Source organism: Prochlorococcus sp. MIT 1323 (assembly GCF_047304905.1).
GTDB lineage: Bacteria > Cyanobacteriota > Cyanobacteriia > PCC-6307 > Cyanobiaceae > Prochlorococcus > Prochlorococcus marinus_D.
On the sequence record NZ_CP138973.1, the window covers coordinates 1,029,240 to 1,055,316 of the forward strand.

Annotated in this window: 26 protein-coding genes and 2 pseudogenes; 13 read left to right on the plus strand and 15 right to left on the minus strand. The window is 52.0% G+C overall.

Annotation, left to right across the window (positions count from 1 at the left end):
* Positions 1-183 precede the first annotated feature (183 nt).
* The 3 genes and pseudogenes from SIB68_RS05025 to SIB68_RS05035 all read left to right on the plus strand — a co-directional run.
* On the plus strand, positions 184-546 hold the full coding sequence (locus SIB68_RS05025) for a glutamyl-tRNA amidotransferase (protein WP_236068927.1): 363 nt from the start codon (positions 184-186) through the stop codon (positions 544-546).
* Between the two features lie 240 nt (positions 547-786).
* On the plus strand, positions 787-1,161 hold the full coding sequence (locus SIB68_RS05030; protein ID WP_063400242.1) for a hypothetical protein: 375 nt from the start codon (positions 787-789) through the stop codon (positions 1,159-1,161).
* Positions 1,162-1,888: 727 nt separating this feature from the next.
* Positions 1,889-2,322: pseudogene (locus SIB68_RS05035) on the plus strand (iron uptake porin); the annotation flags it as partial.
* A 157-nt stretch (positions 2,323-2,479) separates the two neighbouring features.
* On the opposite strand, the gene SIB68_RS05040 reads toward SIB68_RS05035, so the two are convergent.
* From SIB68_RS05040 to ychF, 6 genes and pseudogenes are all read right to left on the minus strand, one after another.
* Complete coding sequence (locus tag SIB68_RS05040; RefSeq protein ID WP_063400240.1) at positions 2,480-2,836, minus strand: hypothetical protein; 357 nt, start codon at positions 2,834-2,836, stop codon at positions 2,480-2,482.
* The gene (locus SIB68_RS05045; protein WP_196757111.1) at positions 2,821-3,231 is read right to left on the minus strand and encodes a hypothetical protein; all 411 of its coding nucleotides are present in this window, start codon (positions 3,229-3,231) and stop codon (positions 2,821-2,823) included. Before SIB68_RS05045 ends, SIB68_RS05040 begins: the two co-directional genes overlap by 16 nt.
* A gap of 727 nt (positions 3,232-3,958) precedes the next feature.
* Positions 3,959-4,060, minus strand: a pseudogene (locus tag SIB68_RS05050) (chlorophyll a/b-binding protein); the annotation flags it as partial.
* Between the two features lie 163 nt (positions 4,061-4,223).
* The gene (locus tag SIB68_RS05055) at positions 4,224-4,427 is read right to left on the minus strand and encodes a chlorophyll a/b-binding protein (protein ID WP_063400238.1); all 204 of its coding nucleotides are present in this window, start codon (positions 4,425-4,427) and stop codon (positions 4,224-4,226) included.
* Positions 4,428-4,438: 11 nt separating this feature from the next.
* The gene (locus SIB68_RS05060) at positions 4,439-4,582 is read right to left on the minus strand and encodes a high light inducible protein (protein WP_011130525.1); all 144 of its coding nucleotides are present in this window, start codon (positions 4,580-4,582) and stop codon (positions 4,439-4,441) included.
* A 941-nt stretch (positions 4,583-5,523) separates the two neighbouring features.
* Positions 5,524-6,615 carry a redox-regulated ATPase YchF gene (gene ychF, locus SIB68_RS05065; RefSeq protein WP_063400328.1) on the minus strand — a complete coding sequence of 364 codons (1,092 nt, stop codon included), beginning with the start codon at positions 6,613-6,615 and terminating at the stop codon, positions 5,524-5,526.
* Positions 6,616-6,769: 154 nt separating this feature from the next.
* On the opposite strand from ychF, the gene SIB68_RS05070 reads away from it, so the two are divergent.
* The 4 genes from SIB68_RS05070 to cysS all read left to right on the plus strand — a co-directional run bounded on the left by SIB68_RS05070 (position 6,770) and on the right by cysS (position 13,559).
* Positions 6,770-7,948 carry an efflux RND transporter periplasmic adaptor subunit gene (locus tag SIB68_RS05070; protein ID WP_196757110.1) on the plus strand — a complete coding sequence of 393 codons (1,179 nt, stop codon included), beginning with the start codon at positions 6,770-6,772 and terminating at the stop codon, positions 7,946-7,948.
* 24 nt (positions 7,949-7,972) lie between these two features.
* Complete coding sequence (gene polA, locus SIB68_RS05075; protein ID WP_063400236.1) at positions 7,973-10,933, plus strand: DNA polymerase I; 2,961 nt, start codon at positions 7,973-7,975, stop codon at positions 10,931-10,933.
* Positions 10,934-11,329: 396 nt separating this feature from the next.
* Positions 11,330-11,989 carry a Coq4 family protein gene (locus tag SIB68_RS05080; RefSeq protein WP_063400235.1) on the plus strand — a complete coding sequence of 220 codons (660 nt, stop codon included), beginning with the start codon at positions 11,330-11,332 and terminating at the stop codon, positions 11,987-11,989.
* 70 nt (positions 11,990-12,059) lie between these two features.
* Positions 12,060-13,559, plus strand: a complete 1,500-nt coding sequence (cysS, locus tag SIB68_RS05085) for a cysteine--tRNA ligase (protein ID WP_196757118.1) — start codon at positions 12,060-12,062, stop codon at positions 13,557-13,559.
* A 157-nt stretch (positions 13,560-13,716) separates the two neighbouring features.
* On the opposite strand, the gene SIB68_RS05090 is transcribed toward cysS, so the two are convergent.
* Positions 13,717-15,048 (minus strand): sodium-dependent transporter, encoded by a 1,332-nt coding sequence (locus tag SIB68_RS05090; RefSeq protein ID WP_063400233.1) that lies wholly within the window; start codon positions 15,046-15,048, stop codon positions 13,717-13,719.
* A gap of 78 nt (positions 15,049-15,126) precedes the next feature.
* Here SIB68_RS05090 and SIB68_RS05095 point away from each other — a divergent pair, with 78 nt between their 5' ends.
* Together SIB68_RS05095 and SIB68_RS05100 are read left to right on the plus strand one after the other, a co-directional pair.
* A complete protein-coding gene (locus tag SIB68_RS05095) occupies positions 15,127-16,380 on the plus strand; it encodes a 1-deoxy-D-xylulose-5-phosphate reductoisomerase (RefSeq protein WP_063400232.1) in 1,254 nt (417 codons plus the stop codon).
* Entirely contained in the window at positions 16,377-16,724 is a 348-nt protein-coding gene (locus tag SIB68_RS05100; protein ID WP_063400231.1) for a (2Fe-2S) ferredoxin domain-containing protein, read from the plus strand. Before SIB68_RS05095 ends, SIB68_RS05100 begins: the two co-directional genes overlap by 4 nt.
* Positions 16,725-16,743: 19 nt before the next feature.
* Here SIB68_RS05100 and SIB68_RS05105 read toward each other — a convergent pair whose 3' ends face one another.
* From SIB68_RS05105 to SIB68_RS05120, 4 genes are read right to left on the minus strand one after another with little or no spacing between them, the layout of a single operon-like run.
* Positions 16,744-17,805: an alpha/beta fold hydrolase gene (locus tag SIB68_RS05105; protein ID WP_196757117.1), complete on the minus strand. Its 1,062-nt coding sequence runs from the start codon at positions 17,803-17,805 to the stop codon at positions 16,744-16,746.
* Positions 17,806-17,836: 31 nt separating this feature from the next.
* Complete coding sequence (locus SIB68_RS05110) at positions 17,837-19,276, minus strand: NAD(P)(+) transhydrogenase (Re/Si-specific) subunit beta (RefSeq protein ID WP_063400229.1); 1,440 nt, start codon at positions 19,274-19,276, stop codon at positions 17,837-17,839.
* A complete protein-coding gene (locus tag SIB68_RS05115; protein WP_011130536.1) occupies positions 19,276-19,581 on the minus strand; it encodes an NAD(P) transhydrogenase subunit alpha in 306 nt (101 codons plus the stop codon). The genes SIB68_RS05110 and SIB68_RS05115 overlap by 1 nt, the downstream gene beginning before the upstream one ends.
* Positions 19,581-20,723 (minus strand): Re/Si-specific NAD(P)(+) transhydrogenase subunit alpha, encoded by a 1,143-nt coding sequence (locus tag SIB68_RS05120; RefSeq protein ID WP_196757109.1) that lies wholly within the window; start codon positions 20,721-20,723, stop codon positions 19,581-19,583. Before SIB68_RS05120 ends, SIB68_RS05115 begins: the two co-directional genes overlap by 1 nt.
* A 125-nt stretch (positions 20,724-20,848) precedes the next feature.
* Between SIB68_RS05120 and SIB68_RS05125 the strand changes: the two genes are divergently transcribed.
* On the plus strand, positions 20,849-21,427 hold the full coding sequence (locus SIB68_RS05125) for a hypothetical protein (RefSeq protein WP_063400228.1): 579 nt from the start codon (positions 20,849-20,851) through the stop codon (positions 21,425-21,427).
* 6 nt (positions 21,428-21,433) lie between these two features.
* Here the strand turns inward: SIB68_RS05125 and SIB68_RS05130 are convergent, their stop codons facing one another.
* The gene (locus SIB68_RS05130) at positions 21,434-21,610 is read right to left on the minus strand and encodes a hypothetical protein (protein WP_196757108.1); all 177 of its coding nucleotides are present in this window, start codon (positions 21,608-21,610) and stop codon (positions 21,434-21,436) included.
* Between the two features lie 124 nt (positions 21,611-21,734).
* Here SIB68_RS05130 and SIB68_RS05135 point away from each other — a divergent pair, with 124 nt between their 5' ends.
* A complete protein-coding gene (locus SIB68_RS05135) occupies positions 21,735-23,156 on the plus strand; it encodes a DEAD/DEAH box helicase (RefSeq protein ID WP_413682027.1) in 1,422 nt (473 codons plus the stop codon).
* Between the two features lie 94 nt (positions 23,157-23,250).
* Positions 23,251-23,499 (plus strand): hypothetical protein, encoded by a 249-nt coding sequence (locus SIB68_RS05140; protein ID WP_063400326.1) that lies wholly within the window; start codon positions 23,251-23,253, stop codon positions 23,497-23,499.
* A 348-nt stretch (positions 23,500-23,847) separates the two neighbouring features.
* Here the strand turns inward: SIB68_RS05140 and infA are convergent, their stop codons facing one another.
* Positions 23,848-24,117: a translation initiation factor IF-1 gene (infA, locus tag SIB68_RS05145; RefSeq protein WP_006041809.1), complete on the minus strand. Its 270-nt coding sequence runs from the start codon at positions 24,115-24,117 to the stop codon at positions 23,848-23,850.
* Positions 24,118-24,384: 267 nt separating this feature from the next.
* On the opposite strand from infA, the gene SIB68_RS05150 reads away from it, so the two are divergent.
* Positions 24,385-24,996 (plus strand): pseudouridine synthase, encoded by a 612-nt coding sequence (locus tag SIB68_RS05150; RefSeq protein WP_236068923.1) that lies wholly within the window; start codon positions 24,385-24,387, stop codon positions 24,994-24,996.
* On the opposite strand, the gene SIB68_RS05155 is transcribed toward SIB68_RS05150, so the two are convergent.
* Positions 24,965-25,768, minus strand: coding sequence for a methyltransferase domain-containing protein (locus SIB68_RS05155; protein WP_063400224.1), 804 nt, complete (start codon positions 25,766-25,768; stop codon positions 24,965-24,967). The genes SIB68_RS05150 and SIB68_RS05155 overlap by 32 nt on opposite strands.
* An 81-nt stretch (positions 25,769-25,849) precedes the next feature.
* Positions 25,850-26,065, minus strand: a complete 216-nt coding sequence (locus SIB68_RS05160) for a hypothetical protein (RefSeq protein ID WP_063400325.1) — start codon at positions 26,063-26,065, stop codon at positions 25,850-25,852.
* Between the last annotated feature and the right edge of the window lie 12 nt (positions 26,066-26,077).

Sequence of the window (26,077 nt, forward strand, 5' to 3'; positions counted from 1 at the left end):
TCAAACAATGAAGAGCGATCCAAGCAACAAGCAAGCATTAAAGAGTAAGAAGAGTGGTACAAGGAAATATTTGCGCACGCAAATGCATGGATCATTCATCAAGCCTACAATAGGCAATAAATTATAAAATATATTATGATTGCCAGCAATTTTCACACCTATAAAAGACAACATCCAAGCAACATGAGAATGCTATTAGGCGCAACAACTGCTATGGCACTTTTGATTACATCCGCAGCCTCCGCCAATGTAACCAACCTTCAAATCAAAAACGCCAGCAAACAACTTGCGGTGAGCATTCGTGCCTTTGCAACTGGGACATCTGCCGCTAGCGAATGTCTCGTCAAAAGCGGAAAACTGAGCAAGAGGATTGCAAAAGAGACATTACCCTTATCACTTCTCGAGGTTGGCATTAGCCCTGAAGTCCTTGACAATCCTCAGGTCATCAAAGCAACCTCAATCTTAAGCCCTACACTTAATGCTGACTGCACATCGACGAAGATGAGCATCGAAGCCATCAATCGTCTAATCAAGGATGAGCTATAGAAATACTTCTAGCCGGGAAACAGATCAGCAAAACAAAAATCTATAAACAAGCCTCTCCTAAAAGCATATGAACTAGACCGTTAAAGCTCGCCAATGGATACAAAAAGCGTAGACAACAGGCAAACCACTTGCGCGAAGCAAGAAATGCGATTCAACTGACAAAGATAAGATAAGTAATCAAAGCCTCTAGAATGGCTCTGGGACAGCCTATTATTTGTCATGTTTGCCTAAGCACCAAAGATGGCTTACCCCGATTCTCAAGTCGTAATGGGCGGTTTGGTGCATATCCCCGTTATTATTGGTGTTTTTTGGGCGCTAAACAACCTAACCACAGGCGGCAGTAAAGCCAAGAAAGCCGCAGAAGCTGCTGCCAAACAGGCTGCTGACGAAGCTGCTGCCAAAGCTGCTGCGGAAGCTGCAGCCGCCAAAAAGGCTGCTGAGGAAGCTGCTGCCAAAGCCGCTGCGGAAGCTACAGCCGCCAAAAAGGCTGCTGAGGCCGCAGCAGCAGCTCCAGCAACAACAGCAGTGGCTCCAGTGAGTGGCGAAGCCGATGCATCACAAGCTTCTAGCAACGACACTCCAGCCACTCCTGCCCCAGACCAAGAAGTGCTCTAGGCATAGAACAGATCACTAGAAGTCATAACCATCAAAGGATATAGATAAACGTTCCGAAAAGTTGTTTACAATTACACAAGCCTAGAGAAAGGCCTGATTTTCAATGGATTCAACTTTAAACAAATAACCTCAGAAGAAAAATTAATAGCAAAAAATATAATCAAACAAATGCCAGCTTGGCCTAAAGCTTGCCAAAGACATAGTTCATCAATAAAATGACGTCTAACCAATCAATACATAGACATCTGGAATCAGGACATTCCCAGCGGAAGCAAACCATCAAATACACAAGAAGACGAATAACAATTGGCCACCAACCATAACTCGATATTTACATTCAGCCACCAATACGCAACACTCTCGAAGAAGAGATGAGAACATAAACAAATAGCATCAACAAGTCAACTCATGCACCCCACATGAAGCTCTAAATTCGAAGAGACAAGATAAACCATAAGGAAGAATTCGGTTGCAATGAAAAATGACTACTAAACAATGTTCGCCAGAAAAGCCAATACTTATTCACGAACAAGCACAGGCAAGGACTTTGACTAACCACAAACATTTCTCTTGAACATCTAATAAGCAAACTTGAAAATTAATTCTAGCGATAAATTCACGAAACATTAAGTACTGCAGGCCTATTTTTCACACCAAGATGTGTTTAAAGAGAGGTTAATGGCCAATATTCAATTGACGCATTGCACCTATCTGTGTGAGGAACCAAATGAAACTCTTCCAGCAATTGCTCGTGGCACCTGCTGCCTTGGGCCTGATGGCTTCAATGAAGGAGTGTCCGATTATTCGGCCTCCAGCGAGCAGGTCACCAGCATCTCCCAATTCCAAGATGTTTACCCAACCGACTGGGCTTATCAGGCTCTGAGCAACCTGATTGAGCGCTACGGCTGTGTCGCTGGCTATCCAAGCGGTAGCTACTTGGGCAACAGAGCAATGACCCGCTTTGAAGCGGCTGCTCTGTTGAATGCCTGCCTCGATCGCATCACTGAAGTCACCGACGAGCTGCGTCGTCTGCTCAACGAATTCGAGCAGGAGCTCGCCATCCTTAAGGGCCGTGTTGATGGCCTAGAAGCCCGCGTTGGTGAACTCGAAGCTACTCAGTTCCCGACAACAACCAAATTAGTTGGTCAGAAGTCCTTAATAAGTCAACGACTCAAAGAAGCCTAGTTCAAATGCGTTGCTCAATATAAATTCTGCTTTGACTTTTATCAGAATGAGATCGGCTTACAACAATCATCAGTCAAGAACTAGATCAATAACGCACAAAAAAGAGATCTTCTCGTCGTCTATGCATGCAAGGTTAGTTCAATAACGAACCATCAGCATTACAATCACGTAGATTATTCCACTTGGCCAAATTTTCTTCTAAGTTGTCAAACTCATTTTCTGATTCATTGATTTGTTGGGCTTTAATTAATGCTTGAAAAGCCTCGACACCATACTTGCTTGCGATTCTTTGCTTGATACAGGCTTTATACTTAGAGCCAGCCTTTAATTCCTCCTCTGCTTCTCTTAAATTATCCTGAGCCAACTCACTCTTTTCTCTCCATTCCAGCATGTGGTTAGTGAATTCTTCTTGTGCACCATCAGCGAAAGCAAATTCACTATGTACAACAAGCAAGAGCAATAACACTAATCCTGCTAAGAAATGACGCATTCCTCGTCCCTAGAGGCCTCATGATTATCCCATAAAAGTTTATAGCACCATTTCTCTTTCGGCGAATGCCTAACTCTTTCGACACCTTTCTTTGTCAGAATAAAGATTGGCTTTCCTGATTCTGAGACCTGCTTGATGTCTACATTACCAAGCATCCACATGCGCATAAATACTTGATTGTCCGTCATGGTCCCAAGATATTCCTTGCAACTTTTACCAACATCAATAAACCAGAGGGAAAGTAGATCTGCCTTCTCTCTATCTCCCTTGCAAAGCTGAAGCGTAGTCCGCAAAATAGCCGTTGCATCGCCTTGCTTAAGCGCAAAACGAATCAAGGCATTTCCAAGGCTAATCTGCTCGCGATCTAAACTCGTGGGGCTATTTCTGCTGGGCATATATAAGGAGTCGAAAATCGTAAGAAAAGTTATAAAATTGACTCTAGCCAAGAAAGCATCGTGCACTCCGGCTTAAATGCTCGGAAGTTATGGAATGAAGATGAGCGGCAAGATACTTTAGATTTGAAGGATTTAGAAGCTGAACCTATCAAGCTAGTATTCTGTTCAAGTAGAATCTAAAAGGTCTAGAACGGTTATTGAAAGCCTAACATTCAAGCCCAATGTCTATCCAATTGGATTAGTAAACTCTCTGTTATGCCGCAAGCTAAGCCTGAAAAAGGTTTGTTTAATAGCAATCAGAGCTGAGTTAACACAATCAACCCCACCTCAGCAGCCATTGCAAGGCTAATAGAAACTCATCAAAGCAACGAGCTTCTCTTGAAGAAACCTCCAAGAAGATTGGATGCCTTTAATGAAAAAGGCAAGTCACAACCAAGCCTTGGATTGATCATCTAAGCAAAACTGTCAATACATACTCAACAGACTATCCTTAATAGCTAGAGGCTCTAGTCCAAAGAAGAGGAGCGGCCTCTAGCTAAAAAGAATTTTTCAAAAGATGCCTGGAATAATCCAACCAGTCAATGCATAATCATAGCGATTAGACCTTTTAACAAGCCTTTTCGTGAATTTCTTGAGAGAGTTAAGGGGATTGAATTCCATAATAAGTCAGAAGAGATTAATAATGCCCTGAAGCTTTCACTTAAGGGCATTAATGTCTATAAAGTGATTAAAATAATCCAGGGATAATCTGCCCTGTAGCAGCATAACTGGCGAGTGCTCCAATAAAGCCAATCATTGCCCAGCGGCCGTTTTGTAGCTCTGCATTTTCATTCATGATGATTGAGAGGTAGAGGAATTGTGTAAGGAAAGGTCAGGAAAGACAAAAAGTCTTCATGCCAATTGGCAATCAGACAATAAATACAGTCAATGGCATATTCTCGGCTAATCCACAGTTTAAAAAAGATGATTAGCCTGAACAATGATCATTAAAATCAAAAAATACCGGGTAAGATTTGCCCTGTGAAAAAATAAGCAACGACAGCAGATAAGAAGCCAATCATTGCCCAACGTCCGTTGGCTAGTTCTGCTTCTTTACTAAAAGCGGTGTATTCAGGATCAATTTGCATGCGAGGTTCGCTTGCATACATGTTCTGACGTCCACCGTCTTCAGTGATGACATTTGTAGAAGAAGTCATGATCTTTCTGCTTAAACCACACCAGGAATAATTTGGCCTGTCGTTAGATACGCTCCGACCGCAGCCCAAAATCCCATCATTGCGGCCATTCCATTAACACGCTCAGCGGTTAACTTCTGATTTTCGACCCTATTGGTCTTGGGTGTTTTTTTCATAAGAAGGAATTTGAGTTCAGGTCCCTTTGATCACGAAGACCAGTGCTCCGGCCTTCGTTACAAAAGCTTAACACAAGAGATTGCGAAGTGTGACGATTTGCCTTTAAGTGAGGTCTCAACCTCAAAATCCCTTTATTCCCAACGCATTTGCGTGCAATAATCTTATTGCTAAATATTTAAATTATTGCATTAAGAAAGAGGTTTCTGCTCTATATAGGGGAATTTATATCACGAAGATGTTTTTTTTGGATGCCTTGGTTCATATGATCTCATTCATTCATGGCAGCCTCAATGCCTCCTTGTCAATACTTAATAATACAAACATAGTCAAGTCTATTGTATTTGAATCCTTCTCACTATTCTTGTAAGAGAGTTTAGAAACTTAAGCCTCTATCAGTTCTCTGTCTAACTCAATATAGAGGCAGACGTCTAATGAATGCTCAAAAAAGCACTCCGTCCATGCTTGCTCAATCCCTCTCTCAATTTTAGGAATTGCATCAAAGCCTCAAAAGACTTGAACTGCACAAGCCTGAATCAAGCAAAATCCCAAGACCCTCAAAGACTTAGGTGTAAACACCTAGGCAGGCCTTGGTATGGGTCGTAATTGGAAGAATTTATTTCAAAGCCCTGCCTAGGCTCTTTAAAGAGCTAATCAATAGATACTGGCATTTGGCTGATGGCGACAAGCTCATCACATTCAACAAACTGGCAAGAAGCTTTCATTGGTGCTCTTACCACCTGTTCAAGTCTTTTAAATTACCGCTTGCCAGGTAGATCATCTATGCGAGTTCAGCTTAGTGAATTCAGAACTCAAGGTGAACTTAATAGAAATTAGATTGAATTGATCAATCAACATACCAAGAGTTTTGCTTACCTTCAGGCCTATTGTTTGGTTTGCTTTTTTCTGGTGAAATAGAAAGTATGCCCCAGAAGAATAAAAACTAGACGTTAAAGAGAAACTCCATAACATCACCCTCCTCTACGACGTAGTCCTTACCCTCACTACGCAGCCAGCCCTTGTTGCGTGCTTCAGCAAAGGAACCGGCCTCAAGCAACTTCTGGTAAGCAATGGTTTGAGCACGTATGAAGCCACGCTCGAAGTCAGTATGGATCACACCAGCTGTCTGCGGCGCCGTCATGCCGGCCTTAAACGTCCAAGCACGGGTTTCCTTCTCCCCTGTGGTGAAGTAAGTACGAAGACCGAGAAGCCGATAGGTCGCCTTGATCAAACTCTTCAACCCCCCCTCACTCACTCCGATGCCTTCAAGGTAATCAATACGCTCTGCTTCGCCGAGTTCAATTAACTCAGCCTCCACCTGGGCTGAAATCCGCACGCATTCAGCATCCTCACGCGTCGCCAAGGTCGTCACCTCCTCACAGTAGGCATTGCCGTCGGCAAGATCATCTTCGCTCACATTGGTGGCATAGATAATCGGCTTCGCTGTCAACAGGCCAAGCGGTTTAATCATCTTTGCTTCTTCATCACTGAGCTCTACAGCACGAGCAGCACCACCTTCCTCAAGCACAGATTGAATCCGCTCAAGCGCAGCATCTTCGAGCTGGGCGTCATTGCTTGTGCGCGTCTGTTTTTTCAAGCGCAAGCGCCGTTTCTCGATCTGACTGAGATCTGCAAAGCCGAGTTCAAGGTTGATGACCTCAGCATCCCTAGAAGGGCCAACTGATCCAGAGACATGGATCACATCCTCGTCTTCAAAGCAACGCACCACATGCACGATGGCGTCAACCTCGCGAATATTGGCAAGAAATTTGTTGCCCAACCCCTCTCCCTCACTAGCCCCCTTGACCAAACCAGCGATATCAACAAACTCCATGCGCGTTGGAATCAGCTCCTTGCTCTTGCTTAGATCGCAAAGCAGCTGCAAGCGCTCATCAGGTACCGCAACGCTGCCCACATTCGGTTCAATGGTGCAGAAGGGAAAGTTGGCAGCTTGAGCCTGCGCGTTGGCCACAAGTGCATTGAAAAGAGTGGACTTACCCACATTTGGTAGTCCAACAATTCCGGCTTTAAGCATGAGGGCAAATCTAGCTGTGCCAATGCCAGAAACCATTGCAAAAGCGAGATAGCACTGCAAAACAACGCTAAAGACACTTACCAGCGACGTAATCGTGCCTTACTGCAGTCAGGCTCGCTGACCAGCGAGACTGCTTGACATCGTTGGTGGGTTGATGGCCAGTACAAAGGCCTCGCCCATATCGGCACATCAGGAGCAGGGATTGGTCCATCTCACACAACTCAAAGGTGCTTTAGGGCAACGCAAACGCTTGATCAGCCTCAGTGCAGCTGTGGTGCTAATCACCGCAGGGGGGATGGCATGGAGGTTCAGCCCCCAGCAGCGCTTGGGTCGCGATCTCAGCAATTACACCGTAGAAACCGAGAGGGGCACCCTTCCTGGGATCGTGAGCGCCAACGGCGAATTGCAGGCGAAGCGGAGCGTGAATGTCAGTCCCAAAAAAGCAGGTTTACTGAAAGAGCTCTATGTCGATCAAGGCGACGAGGTCAAAAAGGGAGAGGTGCTCGCTCGCATGGATAGTGGCGACTACAACGACCGCTTAGATGAAGCGAAGGCCCTTGAAAGAAAAGAGCAAGCTGAATACGAAACGAGAAAAGCAGACCATGAGCGGCGCGACAACCTCTACCAACAAGGAGCCATCTCAGCCGACGACGCGAGCAAATATCGCCGCCTCTACCTGACCAGCCGCGCCAACCTTGCCGCCGCACAAGAGCGTGTTCAACAACGCATTACTGAAGGGAGCGAACTGCTGATCAGAGCACCCTTCAGTGGTGTGATCACAGCCCGTTATGCGGAGCCAGGAGCCTTTGTGACCCCAACAACAGCAGCCTCTGCAACTGCCGGCGCCAGCAGCTCCTCCCTGGTTGAACTCTCAGAAGGAATGGAGGTGAACGCCAAAGTGCCCGAAAGCGACATCGGCCGCATCCGCATCGGCCAAAATGCCAGCGTGCGTGTTGACGCCTTCCCAGAACAACGTTTTATGGCCCGCGTCAGCGAGATCGCCCCGAGGGCAGCAAAAACTGAGAATGTCATCTCTTTCGCAGTCAAGCTCAACCTGATCAAGCCTTCGCCCCAACTGCTGATAGGCATGTCCGCAGACGTGGATTTTCAAACGGGCAAGACTGCACCCAGCACGTTGGTTCCCACCGTGGCGATTGTGACTGAAAAGGGCAAACCTGGAGTGCTTCTGGTGGGCCAAAAAAATCAACCACGCTTTCAAGCGGTGGAACTAGGCACCAGTAGTGGCAGCAAAACAGCCATCCTTAGCGGGCTCAAGCCCGGCACGCGAATTTTTATCGATCTGCCCCCATGGGCCAAACCAAAACGCGACTGATGCCAACCCCCATCAATCGGCCCCATGCCTGAGGCTGCTAACAAGCCACTGTTGCTGCTGGTGGATGGCCACTCGCTGGCCTTCCGCAGCTTTTATGCCTTCAGCAAAGGTGGCGAAGGGGGATTGGCCACAAAAGACGGTACCCCTACCAGCGTTACCTATGGCTTCCTAAAAGCCCTGCTGGACAACTGCAAGGGTCTTAGCCCGCAAGGGATTGTGATCGCCTTTGATACAGCTGAGCCAACCTTCCGCCATCAAGCAGACGTCAACTACAAGGCCAATCGTGATGTTGCGCCAGACATTTTTTTCCAGGACCTCAAACAACTGCAAGAGATCCTTGAAAACAACCTGCAACTTCCCCTTTGCCTTGCCCCTGGCTATGAAGCCGATGATGTGCTCGGCACCCTCGCCAATCAAGCGAGCAGAGATGGTTGGGGTGTACGCATCCTCTCCGGCGACCGTGACCTCTTTCAGCTGGTTGATGATCAGCGCGACATTGCCGTGCTCTATATGGGTGGTGGGCCGTACGCCAAAAACAGTGGTCCCAGCCTGATCGATGAAGCTGGGGTGCTCAGCAAACTTGGAGTCGTCCCAAGCAAGGTGGTTGAGCTCAAGGCCCTCACTGGCGACAGCTCTGACAACATCCCCGGGGTCAAAGGTGTGGGTCCTAAAACAGCCATCACCCTTCTTCAGGAGAATGGCGATCTCGATGGCATCTACAACGCGCTGGCTGAAGTGGAAGTAGAAGGCGAGAAAGCCAGCCGCGGTGCCATTAAAGGAGCACTCAAAAGCAAGCTCAGCAACGATCGTGATAACGCCTATCTGTCGCTCCATCTCGCAGAGATCCTGGTCGATATCCCCCTACCAAAAGCGCCACGCCTAGAGCTAGGCAGCGTTGACAACGATGGACTCACTGACCGCCTGAGCGCCCTGGAACTCAACAGCCTGGTGCGCCAAGTACCAAGTTTCGTGGCCACCTTCTCAAGCGGGGGATTCAAAGCCAATCGCCACGAACTTGAACCATCCAGGTCTGCGACAAGCGCAGCAGAACCTGAATCTTCAACAGAAACAAAAGCTTCAAACAACAACGAACTGCCGGCGCTAGAGCCACAACTGATTACCAATCCAGAAGAGCTGCAAGAGCTTGTCAAACGGCTGATGGGCTGTCGAGATCGCCTCAAGCCAGTGGCAATCGACACAGAAACAACCGCCCTCAATCCCTTTTGCGCTGAACTGGTGGGCTTAGGCGTCTGTTGGGGTGAGGGGCTGCAAGACCTCGCCTACATCCCGATCGGACACCATCCGCCTGCCGCACTACTGGGTGCAGACGCTGCATGCCAACTCCCCCTAGAGGCTGTGCTCAAAGCGATAGCTCCTTGGTTGGCGAGTAACGACCACCCCAAAGCACTGCAGAACGCCAAATACGACAGGCTCATCCTTTTGCGCCATGGACTCGCCCTCGAGGGGGTCGTGATGGACACGTTGCTGGCCGACTACCTCCGTGATGCCGCCGCCAAACACGGCCTGGAAGTGATGGCAGAACGTGAATTCAAGATCACGCCAACCGGCTTCAGCGAGCTGGTTGGCAAGGGCCAAACCTTTGCTGATGTCGCAATCCCAACGGCCAGCCTCTACTGCGGCATGGACGTGCATCTCACCCGACGACTTGCCATCCGACTGAGAGCGCAACTTGAGAACATGGGAGCCAAGCTGCTTCCCCTACTGGAGCAAGTTGAGCAACCCCTAGAACCGGTTTTGGCGCTGATGGAAGCCACCGGTATCCGCATCGACCTGCCTTATTTAAAGGAACTCTCGGTTGAACTTGGCAACACCCTCGAGAAACTTGAGCAACAAGCCCAAGAGGCCGCAGGGGTGAACTTCAATCTGGCCTCCCCCAAGCAATTGGGAGAACTGCTATTCGAAACACTTGGCCTCAATCGCAAAAAATCCAGGCGCACCAAAACGGGCTGGAGCACCGATGCCAACGTGCTGGAAAAACTCGAAGCTGATCATCCCGTGGTGCCGTTGGTGCTGGAGCACAGAGTGCTCAGCAAACTGCGCAGCACCTACGTGGATGCCTTGCCGCAGCTTGTGGAATCAGAAACCGGCAGGGTGCACACCGATTTCAACCAAGCGGTTACGGCAACAGGCCGGCTGAGTAGCAGCAACCCCAACCTGCAAAACATCCCCATCCGCACGGAATTCAGCAGACGAATCCGCAAGGCTTTTCTTCCCCAAGAGAACTGGAAACTGCTCAGTGCGGACTATTCACAGATCGAATTGCGCATCCTCACCCACCTCTCTGGAGAGGAGGTTTTGCAAGAGGCCTTCCGCAATGGCGATGACGTGCACGCTCTCACCGCAAGGCTGCTGCTGGACAAAGATGAAGTCAGCTCTGATGAACGCCGACTCGGCAAAACCATCAACTTCGGCGTGATCTATGGCATGGGCGCCCAACGCTTTTCACGTTCAACCGGCCTTAGCCAAGCGGAGGCCAAAGACTTCCTTAGCCGTTACAAACAGCGCTACGCGAAAGTGTTTACCTTCCTCGAACTGCAAGAGCGGCTTGCACTCAGCAAAGGCTATGTAGAAACCCTGTTAGGGCGGCGGCGGCCCTTCCATTTCGATCGCAACGGATTAGGCCGATTGCTGGGCAAAGATCCAATGGAAATTGATCTCGACGTAGCCCGCCGCGGTGGCATGGAAGCCCAACAGCTCAGGGCGGCAGCCAATGCACCGATCCAGGGTTCCAGTGCAGACATCATCAAAGTGGCGATGGTGCAGTTGCAACAACAGCTAACGGCAGCAGATCTACCGGCACGCCTGCTGCTACAAGTGCACGACGAACTGGTTTTAGAAGTAGACCCCACCGCACTTGAAGATGTTCAGCAGTTGGTGATGCAAACGATGGAAAAGGCTGTTGAACTGAGCGTGCCACTCGTGGTGGAAACAGGCATTGGCGATAACTGGATGGACGCGAAATAAAAACCTCAACAGACAAAAAACTAGACGGCAGTTGACCTCCATCAACAAGGCCAAGCAAACACTTATTTGCATCAATTCAGAGCATGCATTTAAGCAATAAAAAGGCCCGCTAAGCGAGCCTTGCAAGAGATCTAAATCTGTGGGTCTACTAAATCTGTGGATCTAAATTGATGGTTCATCCAAACAATAAAATCGCAAGCCTGAGAGAGAAAGTCTTTGGAACTACAAGCCAAAAAGGCAGCCCAGCAATAGTTTTAGAGTTGACTAGATATTCTTAAATTGAACGAAGAATAGATTTGTTAGAATCAACTCTTCCATAATCCTCATCCGATATGCCTGAAAAGAAGTAGCCATATTCCCTGATTCAATAAAACCCTCCACAAGGCAATCCTGCTGATGAATCTCAACCTGCGCAAACGACTGCAAAACCTAAAACTTGTAGCCAGTCTGGCCAACTTTTTAAAAGATCCTGGCCTAGACAACGTGTTTGCAGTTGCAGGCAGTCTTCAAGACAGCCCCCTAGCCGAGAAGATGGAACGCCACCTGATGGCGAATGCACGCTTTAAGGCCATCGTTGACGAGAGTTGGCGGCCAAAACCGATAGACCTCAACGATCTGCAGAAGCTTCCGCAAGGAAGCCTTGGCCGCAGCTACGCCGATCAACTCCTCAGCCAAGGCATCGATCCAAATGCGCTGATTGATCCAACACCTGTGACTTCCCCCAAGGAGTTCATCGTGCATCGCCTCAAGGAAACGCACGACATCGTTCACGTGCTAACAGGCTTCGGTATCGATGGGGTCAGTGAGCTTGGCCTGCAAGGGTTCAACCTTGCTCAGAACCATTCACCCCTGGCCGTGATGTTGATCTTTGGCGGCATGCTCAACGCACTGCAAGACGATGAGCCGCTTGGCCCGCTGCTTCAGGCTCTAAGCCAAGGCTTCCAGATGGGACTGGATGCTGATTTAGTTATTGCTCACAAACTTGAAGAAGGCTGGGAGCGGCCACTTGTGCAATGGCGCGAAGAACTAATGCTGCCTCACCCCAACGCGAGCTAAGAATCAGCCCGAGCCGAACGCAGGTTCAGAACGCGTGGCCCTAGCCTCAAAGCAAGCTCCAGCCCTGCCAGTGTCCCTGCGGCTCACAAACACCCTCACCCGCCGCACGGAACCCTTCACTCCGCTCAAGGACGGACACGTCAGCATCTACTGCTGCGGCGTCACGGTCTACGACCTCTGCCATCTCGGCCATGCCCGCAGCTACATCGCCTGGGATGTGCTGCGTCGCTATTTGATCTGGCGTGGTTACACAGTCACCTTCGTGCAGAACTTCACTGATATCGACGACAAAATCCTCAAGCGTGCCGCTGAAAAGAAATGCTCCATGCAGGAGATCAGCGAGCAAAACATCGAAGCCTTCCATCAAGACATGGATTCCCTAGGCATCCTGCGTCCCGATCGCATGCCCCGTGCCACCCAATGCCTAGATGGGATACGCAGCTTGATCGGAGAATTGGAAGCTAGTGGGGCTGCCTACTCTGTCGATGGCGATGTCTACTTCGCCGTGATGAAACATCACGACTATGGCAAGCTCAGTGGTCGTGACCTCAATGAGCAGCAGCAAAACGCCGATGGTCGTGTGGCCGATGCCGAAGAGGCGCGCAAGCAACACTCCTTTGATTTCGCACTATGGAAGGGAGCTAAAAGCGGAGAGCCAAGCTTTCCCTCACCCTGGGGAGCAGGGCGCCCGGGCTGGCATATCGAGTGTTCCGCCATGGTGCGCGAGGAGTTGGGCGAAACAATCGACATCCACCTAGGGGGAGCTGACCTGATCTTCCCTCATCACGAAAACGAGATTGCTCAATCTGAGGCAGCTACCGGCAAGCAGCTTGCTCGCTATTGGCTACACAACGGCATGGTGAATGTCGGCGGTCAGAAAATGAGCAAGTCACTCGGAAACTTCACCACGATCAGAGCCCTACTAGAAAGCGGCGTCTCCCCAATGACGCTACGCCTGTTCATTCTGCAGGCCCATTACCGCAAACCGCTCGACTTCACAGCCAATGCCATCAACGCTGCAGCCACCGGATGGAAAGGTCTTAACGCAGCCCTTGGCGTCGGGAACATCTATGGCGAAACCCTGAGCTGGCCTGAATGCAAACCTATACCACAAGGAGTCATTCAACCCGCCCATTCCTCCAATCAGGAGCAATACAACGAAATACGTCAACACTTCATCGATGCACTGGACGATGACCTCAATAGTTCAGGGGCCATCGCCGTGCTGTTCGATCTTGCCCGCCCCCTGCGTGCCCTTGCGAACCGCTTGGAGCGTGGTGACACAAAGGCAATTCAAGAAACAGCGCAGCTGAACTTGCTCCCACGTTGGCACCTGCTGGTGGAGCTGGCCAATGTGCTCGGGCTTGAGGCCGAAAAAGCCGCGCAACCGGCCCCCGAGAGAAACAACAGGGTTGATGAAAACCATATCCAACGCGCCATTGCCGCTCGCAAAGAGGCAAAAGCTGCCCGTGATTTCGCCAAAGCCGATCGCATCCGCGACGAGCTGCGCGCCCAAGGCATCGAACTGATCGATAAACCAGGGGGCCGCACAGACTGGATCAGCAGCTAATCATCATCCGCGGAACGTTCTAGTTTTCAACCATCAGCGCCACGATGAGCGACTTCGGCTTCACCAGCTCTGGGGATACAAACGCTTCAGCCAAATCGACAATACCCACCTCTGCTTTAGAGAACTGAGTCCATAAGCCCCAACCGTGAATACTTGATCAGGTCCCAGTCCATGTCTGCAGCAGATCCACGACGCTAACGATCAAACCAAAGGCCACAACAGGTGGTGACACCCAACGCAGCATGAACAGCAACAAGCGACTTAACCCAAATGGTGTCTCACAACCAGCGAGATCCTCCTTGAAGCGACGGGGCACCACCCAACCCAACAAAAGAGCCAGCAGTAATCCGCCAAGAATTAACAATAGATTCAGCAAAGAATCCATCCAGCCGAGAACATCCGTTGATGTAGCCGCCGGCAGACCGAGCACAAAAATCACTGCTACAGAAAGCCATACCGCCCGAATACGGCTGCAACCAAGGCGATCGATCAAGCAAGCCACTGGCACCTCAAGCAAAGACACCGCAGAGGTGATCGCAGCGATGTAAGCAAGCGCGAAAAAAAGCACAGCCACAACACGACCAGTGTCTCCGAGAGAAGCCAACCCCGTAGGGATAGAAATGAATAAGGCTCCAACGGTGGAATCGCTGATCACATCCTTGAGAGCAAACGTCATCACCACTGGGAAGGTGATCATCCCTGCCAACAAACCCACGGCTGTATCCATGCTCACCACGGCTACCGCTTCGCGAGGCAGGTGATTGCGGCGATCCAAATAGGCTGCATAGGCAAGGATGCAGCCAATACCAGTGCCAATTGAAAAGAAGGCTTGGTTAAAGGCGTTGCGCACCGTCGTGGTATTGAACAACTGATCAGCGTCCCAGCGGAACAGGAAGGTGTGATAACCCTGCAAGGCTCCCTCGAGAGTGGACGCCCAACACGCCAGTGCAATCAGCAACAAAAAAAGCAAAGGCAGCCCCCAGCGAGAGAGGCGCTCAATACCACCACGAACACCGGCTGCCACAACCAAAGCAGTAAGCACCAAGCTGACCATCTGACCCCATAGGGCATTGCTGCCCTTGCTCACGACGCCGAAGAAGCTCTCCGCCTCTGTCATGTCAGCGGGCAAACCCACCAACAGGGCATGAAACAGGGTGTGACCGGTCCAACCCATCAACACGGCATAAAAAGCCAAAATTCCGCAAGGGGCAATCACAAACAGCCAGCCCATCGGTTGCCAGCGGGCCCCAGCTGCTGCAACCGGTGCTAGCAGAGGGCTTTTGCCCGTACTGCGGCCAAGCACCATCTCGGCAATCAACACCGGCAGGCAAACCACCAACACAATCACGACATAGAGGAGCAGAAAAGCCGCCCCACCCCCCTGAGAGGATCGATAGGCGAAGCCCCAGAGATTGCCAAGCCCCACTGCACTGCCTGCAGCGGCAAGCACAAAGCCCACGCCCGATCGCCAATGTTCCCGAACTGCCATGACTGGAGCTCCTTGTTAAGACAAGCTTGCCAGTGTCTGGCCATCTAGTGGGAGACTGGCTTCAACTGCCGGAACAGTGTGAAAGCCATCAGCGTGCTGGGCTCCACAGGTTCGATCGGTACTCAAACCCTCGAGATTGCCGAAGAATTCCCTGAGCGCTTCAGGGTGGTTGCACTCACGGCCGGCACGAACGTCTCTCTTGTCGTGGAGCAGATCCAACGACATCATCCCGAGGTTGTAGCGCTCGCCGACGCGTCGCTACTGCCAGAGCTGAAGCAACAACTCAACGCACTGCCAAGCGAGCAACAACCACCTCACTTACCCCAGTTGTTAGCGGGCCCAGAAGGGCTCAATGTGGCCGCCTCATGGGATAGCGCTGATCTCGTGGTCAGCGGCATCGTCGGCTGTGCTGGGCTACTGCCAACACTGGCAGCAATCAAAGCCGGCAAGGATCTTGCCCTCGCCAACAAAGAAACCCTGATCGCTGCAGCACCTGTCGTGCTGCCGGAATTAAAACGCAGCGGCAGCAGGCTGCTTCCAGCAGATTCCGAACACTCGGCCATTTTCCAGTGCCTGCAAGGAACACCCTGGGCTGAGAACGCACGTCTCTCCACAGGAGTTCCTACCCCTGGACTGCGCCACATCCAGCTCACAGCATCTGGAGGTGCCTTCCGCGACTGGTCAGCAAAAGACCTTGAGAAAGCCACCATTTCCGATGCAACCAGCCACCCCAACTGGAGCATGGGACGCAAAATCACCGTGGATTCAGCCACCTTGATGAATAAAGGGCTAGAGGTCATCGAAGCCCATTACCTCTTTGGCATCGACTACGACCAAATCGAGATCGTGATCCATCCTCAAAGCATCATCCACTCGATGATCGAGCTGGCTGATTCCTCCGTGCTGGCGCAGCTCGGCTGGCCAGACATGAAACTACCTATCCTCTACTGCCTGAGCTGGCCGGAGCGGCTCGAAACTCCTTGGCGGCGACTGAATCTCGCCGAAGTAGGCGAACTCACCTTCCGCGCCCCTGATACCAAAAAATACCCCTGCATGAAACTTGCCTACGCCGCAGGACGGGCCGGCGGAACCATGCCAGCCGTCCTCAATGCTGCCAATGAAGAAGCAGTGGCCCAGTTCCTTGAGGAGCGCATCCATTTTCTTGACATCCCGGAAGTGATCGAGGCTGCCTGTGAACTCCACAAGCCCGACCTGCAGACACAACCCCAGCTTGATGACGTGCTTGCCGTCGATGCATGGGCACGCAAGGCCGTACAAGAGCAGGTGAAACGGGGCACCCGTCGCCTACCACTGCCAGCCTTGACAGCATGAATTTCAAGGTGAGTCATCACCTACTTCTTTGCGCCACAGCCAACAAGGCGGCCTGTTGTCGTGCAGATGTCGGCAACGCCAGCTGGACCAATCTCAAAAAACTAATCAAACAGCTTGATCTCGAAAACATTGATCGCCCAGAAGGTGTGGTTCTGCGTAGCAAGGTTGACTGTCTTCGCATCTGCAACGACGGACCAATCCTGCTGATCTGGCCAGACGGGATCTGGTATGGCGGAGTGACACCAGAACGAATCGAATCAATCGTGAAAGAGCATGTGCTTGGCGGCCAACCAATCGAAGCCTGGATCATCCGCCGGACCCCTCAGCAGCAGAGACATCCCTGAGTTTTTACTGGGTTTTTAGTCAAGCTCCAAACTTTGACAGCCAACGGGCCACCACCTGATCCCCCCAGCAGCCTCCGATGGCATGGAAACCATTGTGGCCGCCGTGAGCTGTCAACAACACTTGGATTCGCTGCTCACTGGATGGAGACATGTTCTCTGCCAACTGTTGAGCGGCTTCTGCTGGCACCCAGGGATCATCTAGCGCTTGCAGGAGCAGTGTTGGCGGCAGGCGGCTGGGGTTCTCAAGCAAGGCGATCAACGGTGAGGCGCCAGCGTAGTAAGCATCAACATCGCAATAACCCCAGCGCGGTGCTGTGATGGCAGCATCAAACTCTCGGATCGTTGCTGGCGGGCTCTGACCCTTCTCCCCATTGAGCACTTCCCTTTCCTGCACAGTCACGCCGAAGGGATCCGCCAAGGTTTGACGGATCAATCGCTGCAGCAACCAACGCTGATAAACCCTATTGCGGGGACGCTCGATTGAGGCACTGCAAGCCGCTAAATCAAGGGGACTACTGGTACAAACCAATCCATCCAAAACCGCTTGGCCATGCGCGCGCGCGTGGCTTGGCTCAAGACAGGCATTGAGAAGCATCGTGCCCCCAAGGGAAATGCCTGTCCCAAGCAGAGGGACTGCCCCTCTCGAAGCAACATCCTCGCGCCCCAGCTGATCACAGAGCTGCCGGGCCCGTAACAACACCGGGCCAAGATCGCTGTTGCACTCAGCGGCATAGGTCCCTGCTGAGAGATGCCGGCCAGGGTCTGCACCACGCAAATTCAAACGCAGCACAGCGAAACCAGCCGCCTGAAGAGCGCAGGCCATGCGTCGTAGACCTTCACGTCGACTGGAGCCCCCCAATCCATGCAGCAGCAAAACCAAGCCACGCGCCTGGCGGGTGTTTTGAGGGCGATCAAACAAAGCCAACAAATGCCCCGAACCCGCCATGCCGCTCGGCAAGGCAGGTACTGCAATTTCAATCGCTTCGCCTCGATCACTCGGCAAGCGCACCGGTCTCAGGGTGTCCCTGAGGGTCTGCAAATCACCGCCCAGCCAAGGCAATCTCTGTCTAAAAGAAGGCATCCCGAGCTGCTTAAGCAGCTCGGGATGGGGTTCACCCCTTCTTGCCAACACCAAGCTCCTTTAATTCAACCAAAAGATCACCCAACACCTTCTTGGCATCACCAAAGACCATGGAAGTATTGGCAAGTTCAAACAGATCATTCTTAATCCCTGAGTAGCCCGCACTCATGCCCCTCTTCACCACGAACACCGTGCGAGCTTCCTGCACATCAAGCACAGGCATGCCATAAAGAGGTGAACTTGTATCGGTCTTGGCCTGAGGATTCACAACATCGTTCGCCCCTAGCACCAGCACCACGTCAGTGGCTGGGAACTCAGGATTAATCACATCCATCTCCTTGAGCTGCTCATAAGGAACATCAGCCTCAGCCAAGAGAACGTTCATATGACCAGGCATCCGACCAGCAACCGGATGGATGGCATAGGTGACCTCAATCCCAGCCACCTCCAAAGCACGGGTGACTTCCCTAAGCGTGTGCTGGGCCTGTGCTACAGCCAGGCCGTAACCGGGAACGATGACAACCCGCTCTGCTGCCTCAAGGGTGAGCGCACATTCTTCAGCGCTGCAACTGGTGATGTTTTTATATTCACCACCGCCGCCAGAAGCAGCGCTTGCTCCTAACGCTCCACCAAACAACACGGATACCAACGAGCGATTCATGCCGTTGCACATCACCTGAGTAAGGATCAGACCAGCAGCTCCAACCATGGCGCCAGCCACAATCAGCAACTGACTGCCAACAACGAAACCTGCCGCCGCCGCCGCAACACCCGAATAACTGTTCAAAAGTGAGATCACCACTGGCATATCAGCGCCGCCGATCGGTAGCGTTACGCCGATTCCCAACAAACCAGACCCGATCACCAGCAACCAAAGCGCACTGACGTTGTCGCCACGGCGGCCAAGTTCGATGGCAGCCACTAAAGACATCACAGCAAGCGCAATGTTCACGGCATGCCGAACCCTGCTCTTCATCCAAGGGGGTGTTGACAGCCAGCCCTGCAGCTTTGCCATCGCCACGATGGATCCTGAAAAGGTGATCGAGCCAACAAAAACAGACACCACAATCGAGATGTCTTCAACGACTGCGCTGCCTGCTTCGCCAGCACCAGCGGCTGTCGGGAAGATTGCAACGCCGAGAGCCACCAACAACGACGACATGCCTCCGCAGCCGTTAAACAGAGCAACGGTCTCCGGCATGGAGGTCATCGGCACTCGCTGCGCTGTGATCGCACCGAGACATCCACCGACCACCGTGCCGAAGATGATCCAAATCCAAGCTTCAGCAGCGATACCGCTGGTGCCGAGATAGTTCACGATCAAGCCCACCACGGCAAGCGCCATGGCAAAAGCTGCAAGGAGATTGGCCTCACGAGCAGAGCGCACCTTCGAAAGGCCCTTGATCCCAAGGGCAAGGAGTAAAACCGCGACCAGATCAATCGCGAACTTGAGGATCTCAGCAATATTCATCAGTGGTTGTCCTTACGGCGAGCGGACTTGCGGCTGAACATGGCCAGCATCCGATCAGTAACGAGAAATCCGCCAATCACGTTGAACAAGGCGAAACCAAGAGCAACAGCACCCATCGCCAGCAGAGGGATGTTGTTACCGGCCTTGATGATCAGGGTGAGAGCGGCCAACATCGTGATCCCCGAGATCGCATTGGCACCACTCATCAAAGGCGTATGCAAAGTGGGGGGCACCTTGCCGATCAGTTCAAGGCCAAGCAAGCTGCCAAGCAGCAGCACCCAAAGGGCCTCACTCAAGAACGACATCAGTTGGACCCTCCCATGTTGAACAAATTGTTATGGCGAATCTCACCGTTGTGACTGATCAGGCATCCGGCAATTAACTCATCCTCAATGTTGAGACTGAGCTGGCCGTCCTTCAAAACGGGCTCCAACAGAGCCACCAAATTGCGGGAGTAAAGAGCACTAGCGTGATTGGGCACACTGCAAGGGAGATCAGAGGCACCGATCAACTTCACGCCGTTGCGATCGACTGTTTCACCAGGACGCGTATTCGCACAATTTCCACCATGTTCAACGGCAAGATCGACCACCACAGCTCCTGGGCGCATGCGATCGAGCATGAGATCACTGATCAATCTGGGAGCTTTTCTCCCAGGCACCTGAGCAGTACAGATCACCACATCGGCCTCCGCTAACTGATTGGAGAGCTGCTCACGCTGAGCCGCCAGGAAAGCCTCAGAAGCCTGCTTGGCATAGCCACCAGACTCATCTGGCCTCTGCTCAATCTCAGGGGGATCGATAAAGCGTGCTCCAAGTGACTCCACCTGCTCCTTCACGGCAGAGCGAACATCACTGACGTAGACCACCGCACCCAGCCGCTTTGCCGTAGCAACTGCCTGCAATCCAGCCACACCAGCACCCAATACCACGACCCGTGCTGGCTGCACTGTGCCAGCTGCCGTCATTAACATCGGGAAGTAACGATCAAGGGCAGCTGCAGCCAACAGCACCGCCTTGTAGCCAGCAATATTGGCCTGAGAGGAAAGAGCATCCGCAGACTGTGCCCGACTAATTCTCGGCAGTAGCTCTAGGGCCATCGCTGAGAGCTTGGCCGATTTCAGCGCCGCCGCCAAAGCAGAATTGCTGTAAGGGGCCAGCAAGCCAACAATGGTGGCTCCAGGCCGCAGCTTCTGCAATGAGATTTCAGACGGTGCATGCACACAGAGGAGTAAATCCGTCTGACCCCAGAACTGTTCATCCCCAGGGGTGACCAGCTCAGCACCAACGTTTCCATAAGCAGCATCAACAAAACCTGCGGCAAGGCCGGCTCCTCGCTCAATGGCAACCTTGCTGCCCAGAGAAAGAAACTTTTTCACCGTGTCCGGCGAAGCCGCAACACGGGTTTCTCCCATCGCCGATTCCAGCTGAATTAAGAGTCTGGGCAAGAGAGAAAACTGGTTTAACCAGGCGAGATTACGGGGTCGACCTCCCGATACCGGGAGCTTTCCTGAAGAAAAGTTTTTTTAGCTGAACTTTTAGCTATGAAGGAGTGTTGACTCCAACTGCCTCAATGGGCCTAACCGCAATCGAATGTCCAGATGGTGTTTGCCATAGCCATCACGGAGGCCATGCCGTGGAGCGCTCCACAATGCAGAACAACCTCCAGGGACACGGGAGAGAATGGTGTGAACGCCTGGCAGAACGAATCTACGAGATTTCGGTGGATACCTTCTCCCAAACAGTGATGCCGAGCCTCCATTCCGCAGGATGGCAGCGACGCCATTTGGATTGGGAATTCAAGCTCGACAAACAGGAGTCGGAGCCTGACAAAGCTTTGGTAGACGGGATTATCAACGCCACCGAGAGTTTCCTCCGCAGCAGTGAAGTCCACCGACTGTTCATTCAAGAACTGGTTCAGGGAACCTTTGCTGAAGCCGGTTCAGACACCCTGAGGGCATCAGCCGTTCAAAAGCTGATCGAAAACGAATTGCTAACGATGCTCAAGGAGAAAAAGGAGCAATTGCTCGATCGCTTAGCTGGTCAACTCATGGATGAGGCTCAGGGCAACTTCGAGATCGCACACACTGCCGCAAACGAAGGCCTCAATGAGGTTGAGCACCTGCTCGTAAACCACACCGAAGCGCTCTGAACTCAGTCAGACAATTGGCAACAACTCCTGTTCCATAGCCAAGGCCTCAAGCCTCAACCCTTGGCTATGGAGCCAGCGTGCTCTCAGAATCAGCGGATCAATGTCAAATTCATGGAGCCAGCACTGCTCCAGGTTGCGGCGTTGCTGAAAAATAAACTGTGATGAATGGCGGCGGTTAGCCATGGTGCCAGGGAGCCGAAAACCCCAGAAGCTCTTGGCCAGAAGCTAAAGATGCCAGCAGCGAAAGAAATGGTTAGAAAGACCTATCTTCTCGTGCAATGCCATCTCCAAGCCTTCCTTTGAACTGCTGGGAGAGTCCTGCCAGCCCAAAATCCGACCCCGGATTTGGCAGCAACAGCTGATTCAGCTCCTTCGTCGCAGACTGTCTCCACAGGCAATCCAAGGGCGAGATGTGCTTGTGCATGCGGGCCCAGGTGCAGGCAAAACCCTCGGCGCCCTCCTCAGCTTTGAGGCCATGCAGCGAGGGGGTGGCTTAACGCGATTCATAGTTTTTTGCCACCGCAACTCGATCCTGAATCAATGGCACCAAGCATCTAAACAACTAGGCCTCAACTTGCAGGACTGGGAAGCCTGCCCAGAACAACCCGAGATCCTCAAACAAGCAGACGGCTGGGCAGTGACCTATCAAGGTGCCGGTCTTCAGTTAGAGACCCTGATAGCAGAACTAAAAGACTGGGCCGGTGACGGCTTACTCGCTATTGCCGATGAAGCCCACCACCTCGGGATGAATCCAGATGAACCTCAGGGCCCAGCCTGGGGACGCACCTTTGTTGCTCTCACTGGCAGCAGCAAAATACGGCTTGGTCTGACTGGCACGCCCTTCCGCGCCGACAATCTGGCCTTCTGTGCAGCCCGAAGAGTGCGCGTAGAAGCCGAGGGGGCTCTGGTGGAGCAGATCAGCCCAGATCTCTGCGTGGAACCCAGTGAGCTGATTCATGCTGGAGATGTGCGCCCCCTCGAATTCCGCTTCCAGGATGGCTGGGTGGAACACAGCCGTCCTGGACAGCCCGATCGAGATGTCTCACCCCTCTCTGCTGAAGTGCGTGAAAGCTGGCGAGCACGCAATCTACGTAGGGCTATTCGGATCTCAGACTCAAGCAGTATTGCCTTGCAACTGTTACTACGGGCACGACGTCAACTTGAGAAGGTACGTCGCCACCATCACGATGCAGCAGGCCTTGTGATCGCTAGAGATATCGAACACGCTGGTGGCATCGCCCAGCTCCTGCAAGAGGAAGGCGATCGTGTCGAGCTGGTGCACTCCCAAGACCGTGATGCCAGTGCTCGCCTGGCAGCCTTCCAAACAAGTAAAGCCGACTGGTTAGTCAGCATCGACATGTGTGCCGAGGGATTCGATGCCCCAAGACTTCGCGTGGTTGCTTATCTCACAACGGTGGTAACGCGCAGCAGATTCATACAGGGAATCACTCGCGCGGTAAGGATCTCCACAGCAAGAGCATCGTTAGAGCCGGTACCTCGTCACCCTTCCTATGTCTTTGCACCTGCAGATCCCTTACTGATGGGCCATGCCCGAAGCTGGTCGAAGACAGAGCCATATCTCATCAGAGACAGCGAAGCGAAAGCAGAGGAAAACACAACGATGGGTCACTGGCGAGGCCCAAGCCTGCCACTCGAAGCAGTCAACGATGGAGCAGGTGCTGTCATCCGACTACGCACACCAAATCTGCCCAGTTTTTTGCAGCGTTGACGACAACTTTTCCAAAAGAAAAATGCGACGTTCTATAAAATCAAACCAAATACAGACCACTTACATGCAATTCTCTGGCCAATGGGGACCAATCATGAACACAGCTATTCGACGACGTATAAGCGTTTCAACGTGTTGGGCATCCGCCAGAATCGCTTTACTAGACAGCAAAGAGAGCTACGAAGACAGTTACGCCATCACCCAAGAATTCCGCGAGTGGATCACATGTCCAGGTGGACATCACGAACTACTTGAGGCCTCAGTTCTTGAGGTGCCGAACCTTTCCAGCAAAAGCCATTCCTACGACAAAACAAGCGACGCAGACGAGGCCCTAGAGATCTAGGCAAATTTAACCAGGGATTTCTGCTGACTGGAAATATTTTACGCGCAAAAGTCAAGCTGTCAGAGAAGCAATGAAAACCTCATCTCATGAGAACATAAATTATCACTTCTCAGATATCATTACCAGAGTTGTTGTCAACAATAACATCATCACCTAGGCTATTTAATTGATCAAGGCAACAAGAAATTCTTTAGTACAAAACTGGGATCAAGCAACAAAGATTTGCCTACCAGTAAAAAACAGCTTGTATCATTATCACATGAAAGTTGCAGTGGCAAAATCTAACAAAGCAGTACTTTCAATCCTTACAAGGATTCAAGCCCAGCCCATCTATTCTTATGAAGCTGATTAACGTCGTCGTGGGCCACCAGGGCGATTTCCACCCGGGCGCCCCCCTGGGGCTCCAGCATTTCGCTCTCGATAAGTGATTCTGCCTCGAGTGAGGTCATAGGGACTGATCTCCACCAGCACCTTGTCACCAGCGAGCAATTTGATGCGGAACTTGGTGAGCTTGCCGGCGGCACGACATAAACACTGATGACCGGCGGGCTGCTCAAGGGTGACCAGATAGAACCCGTTGCCTTGTTCCTTCTCAATCACACCCGAAGTTTCGATCATGCGGTTGTGCCGTGGCTCATTGGTTCAATCGGAGTTTAGGTTGCGGCCCCTGCAAACATGGCAGAGTCAAAAAGTCTCTAGGGCCGATTGTCATTTCGCCACGCTCCATGATGGTCAACCGTTAAGACTCAGGCTTAAACGATGACTCATTTCTATTGAAGCAATCAAGCGCTGACGATCCCTACAACGATTTATCTATGCTGATACTGCTCGCGTCTACTGACTGATCAGCTGACCACCCAAGCAGACGACTTCACGACCCTTCTGTTGAACAAGCCCTACGGCTTCCTAAGCCAGTTCACCCCAGAACCAGGCAGCCAGTGGAGGTGCTTAGCAGACTTGATCCCCATACCAATGGTGTATGCGGCAGGCCGCCTAGATGCTGACAGCGAAGGCCTCTTGGTTCTCACTTCCCATGGGCGCCTGCAGCATCGACTCACCATTCCCCATTTGAGCCACTGGCGGGTTTATTGGGTGCAAGTAGAAGGTTCTCCTAGTGAAAGTCAACTACAAAAACTTGCCTCAGGAGTGATCATTCAGGGAAAGAGAACCCGTCCTGCCCTAGCGAGCTGGCTGAAGGGAAACGCTGCTCCGATCGTGAGAGAGCGTGAACCACCCATCCGTGTGCGGCAAAGCATCCCCACTAGCTGGCTTGAATTGAAGTTAAAAGAAGGGAGAAACAGACAGGTTCGACGGATGACAGCAGCCGTAGGGCTGCCAACCCTTCGCTTGATCCGTCATCGCATCGAGCTTTTGGATGGCGAGCCACCCCTCAGCATTGAAGGGATGGATCCTGGCCAATGGAGGCAGGTCTCATCAAGAGAGACCAACCTCCTGCTGTCCCTCCTCAATCGTCCGGCAGCTGACCCACAAGCGTGACGGCGCGAAATTCAATGTCTTCAACCACCTGCCAGGGTTGATCAGAACGATCGGCATAGCTCACCTTCTCAAAGCCCAAAGCACGAAAATCCTGCAGGAAGGCCTCTTCCTGCCAGGCACCACTAATGCAGCCACTCCAGAGTTCCGGATCCTGCTGAAGAGCAAGGGGTACTGGCTTATCACAGACGATATCGCTAACAGCAAGCCGTCCTCCTGGCCGCAAAACTCTGCGAATGTTGGCCAGCAGATTCTGACGATCTGCAGGATTCACCAAATTGAGCACACAGTTGCTCAACACCACATCAATCGACCGATTGGCAATAAGCGGAGCCCCATCAACCTGAGGGGCTTCAAGCGCTTCGATAGCGCCCTCCACAAAGCGCACATTGGCAAAGCCAATCCGCTCCGCCACAACTGGTGCGGCCTGTCGAGCCAGGTTGAGCATCTCAACATTGCGATCCACTCCAATCACGGCCCCCGCCGAACCGATCAGCTGGGCACAAATGAAAGCGTTCTTGCCACTGCCACTGCCAAGATCAAGCACAGTGTCACCAGGCTTAACCCAGCGAGTTGGGTCACCGCAGCCGTAATCGCGCTCCACAACTTCACGAGGGATGGCCTTAAGCAGGCTGAGGTCGAAAGCCACCGGGGTACACAAACAAGCTTCCTGGGCATGCGCTGCAGCTCCATAGCGCTCCTCTACAGCCTGCGTCTGATCTAACGCATCAGCTCCAGGGCCTGAAGCAGAGGGACTACAGCAGCTACTGCTCATGAAAAAAGCCCTTCAAGAAAGATCAATCCATTGTGGTCGGTAGGGAAAGAATCGATGGCTAAACCTGGATGACCCAAGGCATTAGCCCAAGGCCTCCAACAGCTCATTCACTGTCTGCAACTGGCCGTAGTAGTAATTGGCCCTAGCCCGGCGCTCAGCATCCTCGAGGCCGTCAAAGGCATCGAATCCAAGGTTGCGCCAAAGCTCATGCCCACAAGCCCGATCGAGCTCCTGAGTAGCCTCACAAGACAAATTGTCTAGTCGGCGCTGCAGGTTTTTAACTTGAACAACAGACATGCAAGCAGGAGG